Origin of the sequence: Scytonema millei VB511283, assembly GCF_000817735.3 — a bacterium.
Lineage (GTDB): Bacteria > Cyanobacteriota > Cyanobacteriia > Cyanobacteriales > Chroococcidiopsidaceae > Chroococcidiopsis > Chroococcidiopsis millei_B.
Genome location: NZ_JTJC03000002.1, coordinates 686294 through 700184, shown reverse-complemented (window position 1 = coordinate 700184; position 13891 = coordinate 686294). Strand labels below are relative to the sequence as shown.

15 protein-coding genes are annotated in these 13891 nt (G+C 44.2%); 10 read left to right on the top strand and 5 right to left on the bottom strand.

What is annotated here, in order from left to right:
• Positions 1–12 precede the first annotated feature (12 nt).
• The gene (locus QH73_RS10890) at positions 13–561 is read right to left on the bottom strand and encodes a TetR/AcrR family transcriptional regulator (RefSeq protein WP_039716409.1); all 549 of its coding nucleotides are present in this window, start codon (positions 559–561) and stop codon (positions 13–15) included.
• Between the two features lie 103 nt (positions 562–664).
• On the opposite strand from QH73_RS10890, the gene QH73_RS10885 reads away from it, so the two are divergent.
• The 6 genes from QH73_RS10885 (at position 665) to QH73_RS10865 (ending at position 4370) form a co-directional block, all read left to right on the top strand.
• Positions 665–1327, top strand: a complete 663-nt coding sequence (locus QH73_RS10885) for a DJ-1/PfpI family protein (RefSeq protein ID WP_039716410.1) — start codon at positions 665–667, stop codon at positions 1325–1327.
• 74 nt (positions 1328–1401) lie between these two features.
• The gene (locus QH73_RS28130) at positions 1402–1848 is read left to right on the top strand and encodes an alpha/beta fold hydrolase (protein WP_236146962.1); all 447 of its coding nucleotides are present in this window, start codon (positions 1402–1404) and stop codon (positions 1846–1848) included.
• The gene (locus QH73_RS29140) at positions 1752–2270 is read left to right on the top strand and encodes an alpha/beta hydrolase (protein ID WP_309476470.1); all 519 of its coding nucleotides are present in this window, start codon (positions 1752–1754) and stop codon (positions 2268–2270) included. Before QH73_RS28130 ends, QH73_RS29140 begins: the two co-directional genes overlap by 97 nt.
• A gap of 56 nt (positions 2271–2326) precedes the next feature.
• Positions 2327–2641 carry a nuclear transport factor 2 family protein gene (locus QH73_RS10875; RefSeq protein WP_039716411.1) on the top strand — a complete coding sequence of 105 codons (315 nt, stop codon included), beginning with the start codon at positions 2327–2329 and terminating at the stop codon, positions 2639–2641.
• A 137-nt stretch (positions 2642–2778) separates the two neighbouring features.
• The gene (locus tag QH73_RS10870) at positions 2779–3375 is read left to right on the top strand and encodes a glutathione S-transferase family protein (protein WP_039717643.1); all 597 of its coding nucleotides are present in this window, start codon (positions 2779–2781) and stop codon (positions 3373–3375) included.
• A gap of 80 nt (positions 3376–3455) precedes the next feature.
• Positions 3456–4370: a pyridoxamine 5'-phosphate oxidase family protein gene (locus QH73_RS10865; RefSeq protein WP_039716412.1), complete on the top strand. Its 915-nt coding sequence runs from the start codon at positions 3456–3458 to the stop codon at positions 4368–4370.
• 97 nt (positions 4371–4467) lie between these two features.
• Here QH73_RS10865 and QH73_RS10860 read toward each other — a convergent pair whose 3' ends face one another.
• A complete protein-coding gene (locus tag QH73_RS10860; RefSeq protein ID WP_039716413.1) occupies positions 4468–5058 on the bottom strand; it encodes a thioredoxin family protein in 591 nt (196 codons plus the stop codon).
• Positions 5059–5198: 140 nt separating this feature from the next.
• Here QH73_RS10860 and QH73_RS10855 point away from each other — a divergent pair, with 140 nt between their 5' ends.
• Positions 5199–5603: an NIL domain-containing protein gene (locus QH73_RS10855; protein ID WP_015156053.1), complete on the top strand. Its 405-nt coding sequence runs from the start codon at positions 5199–5201 to the stop codon at positions 5601–5603.
• A 61-nt stretch (positions 5604–5664) separates the two neighbouring features.
• On the opposite strand, the gene QH73_RS10850 is transcribed toward QH73_RS10855, so the two are convergent.
• The gene (locus QH73_RS10850) at positions 5665–6741 is read right to left on the bottom strand and encodes a DUF3616 domain-containing protein (protein ID WP_039716414.1); all 1077 of its coding nucleotides are present in this window, start codon (positions 6739–6741) and stop codon (positions 5665–5667) included.
• 212 nt (positions 6742–6953) lie between these two features.
• Between QH73_RS10850 and QH73_RS10845 the strand changes: the two genes are divergently transcribed.
• Positions 6954–7484 (top strand): diheme cytochrome C, encoded by a 531-nt coding sequence (locus tag QH73_RS10845; protein WP_039716415.1) that lies wholly within the window; start codon positions 6954–6956, stop codon positions 7482–7484.
• Between the two features lie 58 nt (positions 7485–7542).
• Here QH73_RS10845 and QH73_RS10840 read toward each other — a convergent pair whose 3' ends face one another.
• On the bottom strand, positions 7543–7776 hold the full coding sequence (locus QH73_RS10840; RefSeq protein WP_039716416.1) for a hypothetical protein: 234 nt from the start codon (positions 7774–7776) through the stop codon (positions 7543–7545).
• Between the two features lie 42 nt (positions 7777–7818).
• On the opposite strand from QH73_RS10840, the gene secA reads away from it, so the two are divergent.
• Both secA and QH73_RS10830 read left to right on the top strand, forming a co-directional pair.
• Positions 7819–10611, top strand: coding sequence for a preprotein translocase subunit SecA (gene secA / locus QH73_RS10835; protein ID WP_039716417.1), 2793 nt, complete (start codon positions 7819–7821; stop codon positions 10609–10611).
• 514 nt (positions 10612–11125) lie between these two features.
• Positions 11126–11914 carry a hypothetical protein gene (locus tag QH73_RS10830; RefSeq protein WP_132866903.1) on the top strand — a complete coding sequence of 263 codons (789 nt, stop codon included), beginning with the start codon at positions 11126–11128 and terminating at the stop codon, positions 11912–11914.
• A gap of 105 nt (positions 11915–12019) precedes the next feature.
• Here the strand turns inward: QH73_RS10830 and QH73_RS10825 are convergent, their stop codons facing one another.
• Complete coding sequence (locus tag QH73_RS10825) at positions 12020–13864, bottom strand: putative bifunctional diguanylate cyclase/phosphodiesterase (protein ID WP_052290151.1); 1845 nt, start codon at positions 13862–13864, stop codon at positions 12020–12022.
• Between the last annotated feature and the right edge of the window lie 27 nt (positions 13865–13891).

The window sequence follows — 13891 nt, the reverse complement described above, 5'->3', positions numbered from 1 at the left end:
GGCAACTATTAATTACCGATTATCCATTAGCATTTCTGGTAAATGCTTCAGTACTCTTTGAAAGGGTGCAGTGTCGTCCATGCTTCTAGCTAAGACGAGAGAGCCTTGAATTTGAATAATAGCGTCTTCTGCTTTATGACGGGCAAGTGTTGAGTCAATACCTGCTTCTACTAATACTTCGGCTAAGGTATCGATCCAGCTCTTAAGTGCTTGTTGAATTTGAATGTTAAATAAATCTTTTGCTTCTCCTAAAGACAGCACGGCTAATATACACGTTTGTTCGCCACCGCAGTACAACCGATCTACATTCTCGCTCATTTTCTCTAAGCGATCGCGCGGCGTACCAGCACCTTTTAAGGGAACGAAAATATTAGTTTTCATCCATTCATCAATATAATCGAGTACGGCTTGTGCCATCTCTTCCTTACCGTTGGGAAAGTAGTGGTAAAGACTGGCTTTACCCAAACCTGTCGCTTTTGACAGGCGCGATAGGGTTGTTCCTTCATAACCATACTGCCGAAAGACTTTTAAGATTTGGGCGATCGCTGCTGCTTTGGACATCAACAAAAATTAAAATTTCTGGTTCTACTTGACATTGTACTGAACGATCGGTATATTAGATTTATACCGAACGATCGGTACACAATTTGATGAGAAAAGATAAATGTCAATCCGAATACCTGGGTTTCGCTTAGGAATCTACGCTTTCAAAGACGCAGAAGTCATTGATTTTGCCGCACCTTACGGCGTGTTTTCGGTAGCGCGACGCTTTGATGCTGAATTAGATGTTTTTTTAGTGGCAGAAAATTTACGTCCAATTCAAACTCAAGCTGGATTAATGGTAGTACCTAACTATGGCTTTAGCGATCGCCCTGCAATGGATGCCTTTTTGATTCCAGGCGGATTTGGCACGCGCCAAGAACTTCATAACAAAAATCTGCATCAGTTCATTCACCAGCTACCAGAGTCCTGCTTGTTAACCAGCGTTTGTACTGGCTCGTGGATTTATGGCAAGATGGGACTACTTGATGGATTGCCAGCCACTAACCGCAAAGAACCAGACCGTTTAGAAGCCTCTACTGCTGGTAAAGTTCCCATCGATCGCTTAGCGGAAATTGCACCAGCGTGCCGTATTAGCAAAGCTAGAGTTGTTGATGCAGGACGAATCGTTACAGCTGGCGGAATTGCATCAGGAATGGAAATGGGTTTTCACCTACTCAGACGCGCTGGTTACAAAGAAGAATTTGTTAGCGAAGTAGCTCGAACAATGGAATATCACCAGGCATACGAGCTTTATCGCCACGATCTTGAAGTGGTTAATTCTTAGGATACGCGACTGCAAAGCGAATCGATATATTTTTTTGAATTTACTGTACCGAACGTTCGGTAAAGGATTGAACCATGACTAAATATCTCACGACTACCATTGATGGTTTGGAAATTTTCTACCGCGAAGCAGGTGCGCCGGATGCTCCGACTATATTGCTCCTCCACGGCTTTCCGACTTCATCGCATATGTTTCGCAATCTAATTCCAGCTCTGGCAGATAAATTTCATCTAATTGCACCAGACTATCCTGGTTTTGGTAATAGTTCCATGCCAACCGTGGATGAATTTGACTATACTTTCGATCGCCTAGCAGAAGTAATGGAAAAATTCATCGAGGTAATGAATTTGCAACAATACAGCCTCTATGTGATGGATTACGGCGCACCGATTGGATACAGGCTTGCGGTGAGGCATCCTGAGGAGTGCAGGCGCTCATCGTACAGAATGGCAATGCTTATGAAGAAGGATTACAAGACTTTTGGCAGCCACTCAGAGCATATTGGCAAGATAAAACTCTAGAAAATGCCGATCGATTGAGACAATTTCTGACATTAGAAGCAACCAAATGGCAGTATACCAATGGGACGCGACAGCCCGCAGCAATTAGCCCTGATAATTGGAATCTAGACCAATACTTTTTAGATCGAGCTGGCAACGCGGAAATTCAACTAGCATTGTTTTACAATTACGGCTCCAATCCACCACTTTATCTCCAGTGGCAAGAGTATTTCCGGCAATATCAACCGCCAACTTTAGTTGTTTGGGGCAAAAACGATCCTATTTTTCCAGAAGCAGGTGCATACCCTTACGAGCGCGATCTAAAACAAATTGAAATCCATTTGTTGGATACCGGACATTTTGCATTAGAGGAAGATGGAGAGGCGATCGCAACTGCAATCCAAGACTTTCTCGGATGTTGGCTGCCAGGACAATCTCGCTGACTCCGTGCCAATTTTGGTTGCTGATTTTTTCACCTTAATTCGCAGGAGAAAGTCAAATGAATTCACCCGTACTCGATTTAGTCAGCACGTTTTACGCACGCCTCGCCGCTAGCGATCTCGATGGCGCTCTCAATCTACTAGCAGACGATGTGAACTGGATTTCTACCGAGGGATTTCCTACTGGTGGTTCGTACCACAGCCCTCAGTCCGTCTGCAATGGCGTATTCGCCCGTTTTGCTGATTGGATAGAGTTTGTTGTGATGCCAGAACGGTTCATCTCAGTAGGTACAACGGTAGTAGTTCTGGGACGTTACATGGGAGCATATCGGGATAGCAGCCCACGCCTAAATGCGCGATTTGCCTACATCTAGGAGGGTGCAGACGGGCAACTCGTCCAGTTTTTACAGATTTCGGACACGGCGATCGTGCGTAACGCTATGCGTCCCTAAAAGGGATGATACGATAACAGATTTGATAGCTATCCAAGATGACAAATGGAGAGGAACTAATGATTCAGCTATATGACTTTGTATTATCGGGAAACTGCCACAAAGTAAGGTTGTTGCTGTCAATGTTGAACCTAGACTATGAGTCAGTACCCGTCAACTTAAAGGCAGGAGAACACAAAACAGAACGATTTCTGCAACTCAACCCTTGCGGACAAGTCCCAGTTTTGATGGATGGTGATGTAATATTACGAGATTCCCAAGCTATTTTAGTTTACCTAGCCCGACGCTACGGCGGCGAAGATTGGTTACATCTAGAGCCTGAAGCGATCGCAAAAATTATGCAGTGGTTATCTTTTGCCGCGAATGAGATTGCTAACAGTCTAGCGGCGGCGAGGAGATATTTTATTTTTCAAGGACAACTCGATATAGATTTGACTCAACAGAAAGCTCATCAGGTATTGCAAATTCTCGATCGCCATTTAACGAATAACCAGTGGTTGGAATGCAGCCATCCTACAATAGCCGATCTTGCCTGCTTCCCCTATGTTGGACTAGCCGCAGACGCAAAAGTTGCTTTAGATAACTATCCTCATGTTATCACTTGGTGCGATCGCGTTAAGCAACTTCCAGGTTACGTCAGTATGCCAGGGTTGTAAGTCAAAATTCAAAAGTTAAAAGTCAAAATTGTGACACTCACTATGCAGCGTATTTTGGTTCCAGACATTTTGTAAACTAAATGCGTAACAGTTTATCAACTTATCATGCTGGGGAACTAGCAGTTCAGGCACAAGCGGGAGTGCAGGCAGAAGCAGCACGTTTAACCAAAATTATTGGTGCGAGTATTAATTCAACAGCACGAGATTTTCTAAGTACACAAAGACTGGCGATCGCTAGTACAATCTATCGGCATGGTAAAGTCTGGACATCGCTGCTTGTAGGAAAACCTGGTTTTATAGAAGTTGTAGCAGAACAACTAGTTCAGATTCAAACAAAAGTCAATCCTAGCGATCCGCTACTAGAGAACCTATCAATACATAATGACATTGGTATTCTGGCGATCGATTTAGCAACTCGGCGGCGCTTGCGGATTAATGGCAAAGCGATGGTTCAGCCAAATGGATATATTGATGTGCGTACACAGCAAGTCTACTTTAACTGCCCCAAATACATTCAAGTACGGGATTTAGTAGCTCATAGCGATCGCCAAGCGGCTATAACTGAAGTTTATAGTTACAAGGCTTTGACTCCGGCACAACAGCAATGGATTACTCAAGCAGATACATTTTTCATCGCTAGTTTCCACCCCCAAAGCGGTGCTGATACATCTCATCGAGGAGGATATCCAGGTTTCGTACAAGTTTTGAACGCAACTGAATTAGTATTTCCCGATTATGCGGGCAATAATATGTTTAATACCCTTGGTAACATTGCCCAGTATCCTCAAATCGGCTTACTGTTCGTTGATTTCGTCAGCGGAAATACCCTACAGCTAACTGGCACAGCTAATATTATTTGGGATACAAATCGCATAGCACAATTTATCGGTGCAGAACGCTTAGTAGAATTCCAAATCGATCGCGTGTTGGAAACAATAAATGCAACTAATCTCAGCTGGGAGTTTGCAGAATACTCGCCGTACAATCCAAAATAGTTGACGGTTGACAGTTATCAGTTATCAGTTATCAGTGAAGAAAGGGAACAGGGAACAGAGTAATTCTGAGCAACCACCAACTACCAACTACCATCCATCACTTCACTACCTGAGAACTATGCAAACGCGGATCGTCGGTCTCAGAGGATGGGGTGACATTTGCTTCATACTTGGAAACTTGACCGCTGGCGGAAGTGTAAGGCAAGGGGGCATCATTTAATAACGCTTCTAAGTTACTTGCCATAATACTGCGCGGTTGTTCTCCGATCGCCTGTGCGATCGCCTCTCCTTGTTTGCCTAAGTACACGAAATGGGGAATCCCATCAACTCGATATTTCAGAATCTCTGGCAACCACTTGCTGTTATCCACATTCAGCATGACAAAGTTTACCTTGCCGGCGTACTCTTGTTCTAGCCGAGCAATATCTGGAACCATTTTCTGACATACCGTACACCAGTCAGCATAAAACTCCATCAGCGTCGGCTTGCTGTTGCTCAAAGCCACTTCTAGCGGTGTCGAGCGATCGCTTAATGTTGCGAGTGTCACCGCACCCGTTTGAGTCCGTAAGCCCAAAAACAATGCGACACTGAGAGCGATCGCTACCAAAACTATGATGAAGTTTCTGATGCGCTTTCCTAACGTCAATTCAGTTGGCTGCGCTGAAGGATTGGGAGTCTTGGCACTCATAAGGCTTTTATTAAAATTCGATCGAGCAACAGCTCTCATTTTAATCGAACAGCCATAAAAGGTTTTTGTTACAAAAGAGGAGATAGGAAAATTCGGAAGTAGAAAATCACTACTCCCTGCTCCCTGCTCCCTGCTCCCTAATGAAAAAAAGAGTTACGCTGACCTTCCCTCGCCGTGCCATACAAGTACCAGTGACATACAGACTGGCGAAAGATTTTAACGTTGCTGCTAATATTATCCGCGCTCAAGTTGCTCCCAATCAAGTTGGTACATTAGTTGTGGAACTCTCAGGAGATATCGATCAACTTGATGCGGCGGTTGATTGGATGCGATCGCAAAACATCAACGTCTCTTCAGCAATGGCTGAAATTACCATCGATCGCGAACTTTGCGTAGACTGCGGTTTGTGTACTGGAGTTTGTCCCACCGAAGCCTTGACCCTTAATTCTGCCACATTTGAACTGACATTCACGCGATCGCGCTGTATTGTCTGCGAACAATGCATTCCTACTTGTCCAACGCAAGCAATCTCAACAAACCTTTAATTAAGTCGTAAGTCGTAAGTCGTAAGTCGTAAATCGGGACTTACTGATAACTGATAACTGTTTACTGATAACTGAATACGTCTGCCCACACGCCACCTTCACCCTCTAATCTAGCTGCGGCGGGCGCGTCGTAAATCACCAAAAGCGACGGAGTTTGAGTATATTCATTAAACGTAATCATTCCTTCTGCGTGGTCGTCTCCAATACCGAAGGGGATTTCTAACATAACCTCTGGATAAGATAGCGTATTTTCAGCTATATTTACACCATTGTGCCAGCGATAAACTCGGACTGGACCATCTAAATCCATTGTTGGTCCTGCTAAAATCAAAAAATCTTTTTCATCTACGTGTAGATCTCGAATGCCTAAACCATTCAAATAAACAAAATGCTTTTTATAAAGATTTTGTTCTGCTCCAATTGGTTTCAGCTTTAAAGTGTCTTCTGTAGTATCTATTTCTAACTCTAACTCTAAGATCGCTGCCCAGCCCCGCAATACTGGACCCCGTAAACCAAGAAAAACTTTTTGTTGATAGATTGCTATTCCTTCTACATCAAAGCCATTATCTTTGCCAGGAATATTAGTCTTGACAAAATCGCCAAAATGAGGGTCTGTCGCTAAAGCTTCAGTCAGCATATTTCCCCCCTCTGTTAGTTTGACTTTTGCCGCAGTCAAGGTGACATCTGGATTTTCAGGATGAGGACAAGACTGCCGCAAACTGCCATCAACTAAGGGAATACGCCCAATAATATAACGATTTTCTTCTGTTTTTATCTTAGCTAATCGTTCAATATTTTCCACATCAGTATGTTCTGGTTTTGGTTTTTTGCGCTTCCAGCTATGGGAACCAATAAACCAGAGATAGTAATCGTGATAAGCTAATCCTTCAATATCAATTTCTTCATCTTCTGGTTTTGGTAACTCAATAAAATCTTGAACGTGAAATGTGTGATGTTCGGCAAAGCAATTTTGCTGCTCTACAAAAGTTAGACGTTCGATAGTCGATGTTTCATCCGAACCAACCCACAAATGAGGTTTGGGAAAAAGTAGTACTGCTGAAAGATCTGTTCGACTTTTTTTGAAGCTGTCATTAAATTTGAGTAGAATGCGATCGCGTTTGCTAGTGGAATGATTCATAACTCAAAATAAATGTGGTAATTGTGTGAGTAGCTGGTGGCTGATGGCTGGTGACTGAACTCTCTTCTAGTTACTAGTCGCGCTTTCACGCTTTCACCGATAACTGTTAACTGTTAACTGTTAACTGATAACTGTCAACACTCAACTGTCTAGCCATTAGATGTGATATTACAGTGTGAGCTGCTATCAGCCCTGCTGAAAAAGACTGATTTATGTTACCTGCCCTCAAATCAAAATCACACCGCCCAAAAAGCAAGCGATCGACCCCGATCCTATTGCTGTTAATCTTAGCTTGGAGTATTGCTGCTGCTTGGATTTTAGCAATGGCGACTCATGCCCAACCAGCTAACACCATTGATGCAGTTCCCCAACGCTATCAATTGGGACAAGAACTCTACTTGGAAAACTGCGCTACTTGCCACATCGCCGTTCCGCCAGCCGTTCTACCCGTGCAGACTTGGCAGCGGTTGCTACAAGATACGCAACACTACGGCGTACAAATCAAGCCATTGGTCGATCCACCCCGCATTCTAGTGTGGAATTATCTGAGATTTGCTTCCCGTCCCCTCAACCAAGACGAAGAAATACCATACCGCATTGCCAACTCGCGTTATTTCAAAGCTTTGCATCCCAGAGTCAAATTACCAAAACCAACTCACCTGAGCAGTTGTGTCACCTGTCATCCCAGCGCCAACGCCTTCAACTTCCGTAGCCTTACACCAGAATGGGAGAATTCGCAATAATGGTCATTGGTCATTGTCATCGGTCATTAGTTGACGGTTGACGGTTGACGGTTGACGGTTATTGCTCCCTCTGCTCCCTCAGCTCCCTCAGCTCTCTTCCCCGACTCCCGACAAAAAGCGATCGCCTATCCGCACCATTATAGAATTGGGGTAAAATGATACGATCTATAAAGTTTATATCAAGACCGATAGCCAAAACACTGTACAATTGACCAATTTTGTCCATCCAAAAGGCTAGTATTTGAGTTCTAGCGTCCCACCAGTACGAGCTGATGGCAAAATCAAAACTCACAAATTAAACTTCCTAGAAATCCTTAAGTTCTCCTGACCTACCATGCTAAAAACCTTGCTGGGCGACCCCAACGCTCGTAAGCTCAAAAAATATCAGCCTTACGTCACAGAAATTAATTTATTAGAAGAAGACATTAAAGCTCTCCCTGACGAGCAACTAATTGGTAAGACAGCAGAGTTTAAACAGCGCCTCGAAAAAGGTGAAAGCTTGGATGACATTCTGCCAGAAGCATTTGCTGTCGTGCGCGAGGCGGGACGTAGAGTATTGGGACTGCGGCACTTTGACGTACAGCTATTAGGTGGTATTATCCTGCATCAAGGTCAAATTGCCGAGATGAAAACGGGTGAGGGTAAGACTTTAGTGGCAACCTTGCCATCTTACCTCAATGCATTGACTGGTAAAGGAGCGCACGTAGTCACCGTCAACGATTACCTGGCAAAGCGGGACGCTGAATGGATGGGTCAAGTGCATCGTTTCTTGGGGTTGAGCGTCGGACTGATTCAACAAAGCATGACCCCAGACGAGCGCAAGCGCAACTATGCCTGCGATATTACCTATGTCACCAATAGTGAGGTAGGTTTTGATTATCTGCGGGACAACATGGCTACCCACATGGATGATGTCGTGCAGCGTCCCTTCAACTTCTGCGTCATTGACGAAGTAGACTCGATTCTGATTGACGAAGCACGCACGCCCTTAATTATTTCTGGACAAGTAGAAAAACCGACAGAAAAATATATCCGTGCCTCTCAAATTGCTGCTGCCTTGCAAAAAGACGAGCATTACGAAGTTGATGAAAAAGCGCGGAACGTGCTGTTAACAGATGAGGGTTTTGCTGCTGCCGAAGAATTGTTGGGAGTTACAGATTTATTCAACCCCGAAGATCCTTGGGCGCATTTCGTTTTTAACGCCCTCAAAGCCAAAGAATTATTCCTGGGGGACGTAAACTACATCGTTCGCGAAGACGAGATCGTCATCGTAGACGAATTTACCGGACGGGTGCTACCAGGCAGACGCTGGAGTGACGGGTTGCACCAAGCCATTGAAGCCAAGGAAAGGGTAGAAATTCAACCGGAAACTCAAACTTTAGCCACGATTACCTACCAAAACCTATTTTTGCTCTATCCAAAACTGTCGGGGATGACAGGGACGGCAAAAACAGAACAGGCAGAGTTTGAAAAGATTTACAAACTCGAAGTTGCGAGTATTCCTACCAATAGAACGACAAAACGGCGAGACTTATCTGATGTAGTTTACAAGAATGAAGCAGGTAAGTGGCGGGCGATCGCTCAAGAATGTGCCGAGATGCACGAAAAAGGTCGTCCTGTCCTAGTCGGTACGACTAGCGTGGAAAACTCTGAAGTTCTCAGTCGGCTGCTCAACCAGTTAGAAATCCCATATAACCTGCTTAACGCTAGACCGGAAAACGTCGAACGGGAATCGGAGATTATCGCCCAAGCAGGTAGAAAAGGGGCTGTCACGATTGCTACCAACATGGCAGGACGAGGTACGGATATCATTTTGGGTGGTAATGCCGATTATATGGCACGCCTGAAATTGCGGGAATACTTCATGCCTCGGATCGTGATGCCAGATGATGAAGACGTATTTGCCGTACAACGGGCGGCTGGTTTACCTACAGGTAGTAGCAGCGGTCAGGGTTTTGTCCCTGGGAAGAAAGTCAAGACTTGGAAAGCATCGCCCCAAATTTACCCCGTAGAGTTATCGCGAGAAACCGAGCAAATGCTCAAAGCAGCGGTAGAAGTTGCCGCGCAAGAGTATGGGGAAAGAAGTCTATCGGAACTCGAAGCCGAAGACAAAGTTGCTGTTGCTTCCGAAAAAGCCCCTACAGATGATGTGGTAGTTCAACGTTTGCGGGAAGTTTACAACCAAATCAAGCACGAATACGAGCAATTCACCACCAGAGAACACGATGAAGTAGTAGGGTTAGGTGGACTGCACGTCATTGGGACGGAACGTCATGAATCGCGCCGGATTGACAACCAGTTGCGGGGACGTGCGGGACGGCAAGGCGACCCTGGCTCGACAAGGTTCTTCCTCAGTTTAGAGGATAACTTATTGCGGATTTTTGGTGGCGATCGCGTTGCTGGGTTGATGCAAGCTTTCAATGTCGAAGAAGATATGCCCATTGAATCGGGATTGCTCACGCGCAGTTTAGAAGGGGCGCAGCGCAAAGTAGAAACCTACTACTACGACATCCGCAAACAGGTATTTGAGTATGACGAGGTGATGAATAAACAGCGGCGGGCAATTTACGCCGAACGTCGTCGCGTCCTCGAAGGTCAAGACTTAAAAGAGCAGGTACTCAAGTACGGCGAGCAGACAATGAACGAAATTGTCGATTACTACATCAATCCTGACTTGCCTTCGGAAGATTGGGATATACCGAAATTGGTGAGTAAAGTTAAGGAGTTTGTCTATTTGCTGGCAGACTTGGAACCAGAGCAAATGGAAGATTTGACGGTCAGCGACATTAAAGCTTTCCTGCACGAACAAGTCAGAATCGCCTACGACATCAAAGAAGCCGAAATCGAGCAAATTCGTCCCGGATTAATGCGCCAAGCCGAACGCTTCTTTATCTTGCAACAAATCGATACCCTGTGGCGAGAACATCTGCAACAAATGGATGGACTACGAGAATCTGTAGGCTTACGCGGTTACGGACAAAAAGACCCGCTGATCGAATACAAGACAGAAGGGTTTGAAATGTTCTTGGATATGATGACCAACATTCGTCGAAATGTGGTCTACTCCCTCTTCCAATTCCAACCTCAAATTGAGCCGCCAGTTACGGCGCAGTCAGAAATGGTTTAAATTTTGTAGGGTGGGCATTGCCCACCTGATTTTTTTATCTAATAGTAATTCTCGATTGCGTGCGTGATACTTGAGGGGCGCACGGCTGTGCGCCCCTACAGATCGTGTGTTTTACCCAATTGAAAACTGCTATAAATTTTTTAATAAAAAAGTTGCGATCGCTCGTGATAATATTTAATTACAGGAATGGGTTACTTAATAATGGCAATGCTTTCAAAAACAAAATTTTTAACTATACTTCCATTATAAAAAAACAGTATCATAAAATGAGGTTAATTTTCAACTTCAATTTTCCTGTTATAAAAACCGATTTTTTTACTCAAGTCGAAATTTATCAATTGGATAGAGAAGTATTAGTATCTTTGCCGATCGCAGTGTTGTTCGATCGCGAGTTGCTCACAACTACGCCTGTAAATAGCTGCACAAAAGCTAAAGAGAACCTGTAAAACGACGAAAAAAAAATTTTGTCCTCTATAATCCCTTGTTCGTGACGATATATGATTTTCGTAACGTAATGAGGCATCAAAAAATTATTTTAGAGCTAGCTTCTCAGCAGCAAATCGAGCGGGAAAGACAGCGTTCGACACATTCTAAACCTACTAGATGTAAGCAGAGATCGCTGGTAAATAGACCATTCATACAACATACGCGGGTACATCCACCTCGCCACCAGCGACGACTGAAGCGCGATCGCTGGCACAAGTTAGTTATTTTAATCCCTACAGTTGTTCTCAGTTTGTTGTTGTCGAGATGGCTGCTATCGCTACAAACTCAGTCATCCCAAGCGAGTACTTTTCGATCGCAACCAGCACCAATTTTGGTTTCTCCAGTAGATGCGCTCAGCCATGCCATTATTAATCAAGAAAGCACGAATAATCATGAATCGCTTAATCCCCATTCTCAAGCTTTGGGACTAGCTCAAATCATGCCTGCGAATATTGGTGCTTGGAGCAAGGAAGCACTCGGTCACCGCATATCTGTTGATGAATTTCTCAGCAATCCTACAGCTCAAAAGCAAATTATTCATTACAAGTTAGAGCAATATTGGCACGACGCTCTAGTTGCGAGTCAGGGTGATGAAGAGATAGCAGTATTAAGAGTAGCAAGCCACTGGTATAGCGGTAGCCCTGACTTATATAAATCTAAAACAGTTCAGTGGTATAGAGGAACAGACGGCAAATTACACCGCTATCCTTCTGTCGCTAAGTACAGCAATTCTATTTTGCAAAAATACAAACAACACGTTGGAGAGGTAGGAGAAAATGCAAAATTCAAAATTCAAAATTTAAGAGCTAAGAGCTAAGAGTTCCAACAACCTTGTAGAGACGTTACATGTAACGTCTCTACACTGATAACTGATAACTGATAACTGATAACTGATAACTGATAACTGATAACTGATAACTGTTCACTGACTTAAATATTGCAATGGCAGATCTTGGGAGAGTAAGGTTTCGATCGCGGTTCGATCCAAAGGTTTAGCAAATAGATAACCTTGTCCGTATTCGCATTTGAGCGATCGCAGTTGGAAGAGTTGTTTTTTTGTCTCTATGCCTTCGGCAACGACATCCATCCCCAAGTTCCAAGCCAGGGCAATGATGGTACGGATAATTTCAATTTGTTCGACACTGCGATCGACATCGCGCACGAAGGAGCGATCGATTTTTAAAGTATCGAGGCGTAGGCGATGTAAATAACTTAAAGACGAATACCCCGTGCCAAAATCATCAATAGATAACCGAATACCCAAAGCTTGTAATTGACTAAGCATACTAGTTGAAGACTGGGCATTTTCCATGAGTACGCTTTCGGTAATCTCTAGTTTGAGCAAGTGGGCATCAAAACCAGTTTCTAGAAGAATTTGTTCGATCTGCTGTACGAAATTGACTTGAGAAAACTGTTTGCCAGAAATATTGACGCTAATAGTTAATGGTGAATGTAGAGGAAATTGTAACTGCCACTGGTGCATCTGGCGACAGGCTTCTCGCAATACCCACTCTCCCAGAAAGATAATGAATCCTGTTTCTTCGGCAACAGAAATAAATTCGCCAGGAGAGATAAAACCTTGTTGGGGATGATGCCAGCGTACTAAGGCTTCAAAACCCATGAGTTTACCCGTACTTAGAGAAACAATTGGTTGATAACACAAAATAAATTCTTGCCGCTCTAGAGCTTGATGCAAGTCGCTCTGAATTTGTAGTAGTTTCAGGGTTTGAACGTGTAGTTGGCGATCGAACAGGGCATAGCAAGCTCTGCCTGTTTTCTTCGCATGGTACATGGTTAGATCGGCATCTCGCAGCAAATCGGCAGCACTGTCATAGTTAGTGGAACTAGAACCCACAACAATGCCAATGCTGGCACTGGCAGCAACGGTATGACCTTTTAAATTAAATGGCGTACATAGGCTTTCTAGCAAGCGCTCTGCTATTTGGATCGCGTCGCTGCTATCTTGAATTCCTTCGAGTAAGATAGCGAACTCATCGCCTTCCAGTCGAGCGATGATATCAGTGTTGCGCAGGCATTGGCGAAAGCGAGTTGAAATTGCAACTAGCAGCTCATCGCCTATTGTATGTCCCAAACTATCGTTGACAATTTTGAAGCGATCGAGATCGATAAACAATACGGCAAATTGATATGTTGAGTCGGATCGTGCCGTTCTAATTGCTTGCTCGATCCGTTCTACTAATAGCGTGCGGTTAGGCAATCCTGTCAAGGTATCGTGAAGGGCATCATAGACTAACAGGGCTTCTGCACGACGGCGATTGGCGATCTCTCGCTGGAGTTCCAGATGCATTTGTTTCAATGTCTGGTTTTGTGCTGCTATTTGTTTCGCTTGCTCGTAACTCCGTAGTGCTTCGCGCACGGTTAAACTGAAGTCTGTCTCGTCCCAAGGTTTGGTAATGTAGCGGTAAAGATTGGCGCGATCGCTCGCTTGGATGGCATCACCGATCCCAACTAGTTCGGTGATGAGAATTTTTGGTGTTTTGGGAAATTGTTGATGTAGATGGGTTAGCAGTGTCGCTCCATCCATTTCAGGCATAGCGCGATCGCAGATAATCAGAGGAACTTCAATTTTATTTTGGCTCAGTTCAGTAATTATGCTCAAGGCTGCTACTCCGCTTTCTGCTAGCTCGATCGCATATCCAGTAGCGATTTGACTCAAGCTATCGTGCAAGCTAAGTAGTATGTTGCGTTCGTCGTCAACACAAATAATCGTCCCTTGATTCATTGGTTGTGAAGAATTTCTGAGCATATATGAAACTAGTGCAAAAAAGCAGAA

What these genes read in the sequence shown, in the direction of transcription:
- QH73_RS10890 (WP_039716409.1), bottom strand. Translation starts at nt 561, where the DNA reads ATGTCCAAAGCAGCAGCGATCGCCCAAATCTTAAAAGTCTTTCGGCAG.
- QH73_RS10885 (WP_039716410.1), top strand. Translation starts at nt 665, where the DNA reads ATGTCAATCCGAATACCTGGGTTTCGCTTAGGAATCTACGCTTTCAAA.
- QH73_RS28130 (WP_236146962.1), top strand. Translation starts at nt 1,402, where the DNA reads ATGACTAAATATCTCACGACTACCATTGATGGTTTGGAAATTTTCTAC.
- QH73_RS10875 (WP_039716411.1), top strand. Translation starts at nt 2,327, where the DNA reads ATGAATTCACCCGTACTCGATTTAGTCAGCACGTTTTACGCACGCCTC.
- QH73_RS10870 (WP_039717643.1), top strand. Translation starts at nt 2,779, where the DNA reads ATGATTCAGCTATATGACTTTGTATTATCGGGAAACTGCCACAAAGTA.
- QH73_RS10865 (WP_039716412.1), top strand. Translation starts at nt 3,456, where the DNA reads ATGCGTAACAGTTTATCAACTTATCATGCTGGGGAACTAGCAGTTCAG.
- QH73_RS10860 (WP_039716413.1), bottom strand. Translation starts at nt 5,058, where the DNA reads ATGAGTGCCAAGACTCCCAATCCTTCAGCGCAGCCAACTGAATTGACG.
- QH73_RS10855 (WP_015156053.1), top strand. Translation starts at nt 5,199, where the DNA reads ATGAAAAAAAGAGTTACGCTGACCTTCCCTCGCCGTGCCATACAAGTA.
- QH73_RS10850 (WP_039716414.1), bottom strand. Translation starts at nt 6,741, where the DNA reads ATGAATCATTCCACTAGCAAACGCGATCGCATTCTACTCAAATTTAAT.
- QH73_RS10845 (WP_039716415.1), top strand. Translation starts at nt 6,954, where the DNA reads ATGTTACCTGCCCTCAAATCAAAATCACACCGCCCAAAAAGCAAGCGA.
- secA (WP_039716417.1), top strand. Translation starts at nt 7,819, where the DNA reads ATGCTAAAAACCTTGCTGGGCGACCCCAACGCTCGTAAGCTCAAAAAA.
- QH73_RS10830 (WP_132866903.1), top strand. Translation starts at nt 11,126, where the DNA reads ATGAGGCATCAAAAAATTATTTTAGAGCTAGCTTCTCAGCAGCAAATC.
- QH73_RS10825 (WP_052290151.1), bottom strand. Translation starts at nt 13,864, where the DNA reads ATGCTCAGAAATTCTTCACAACCAATGAATCAAGGGACGATTATTTGT.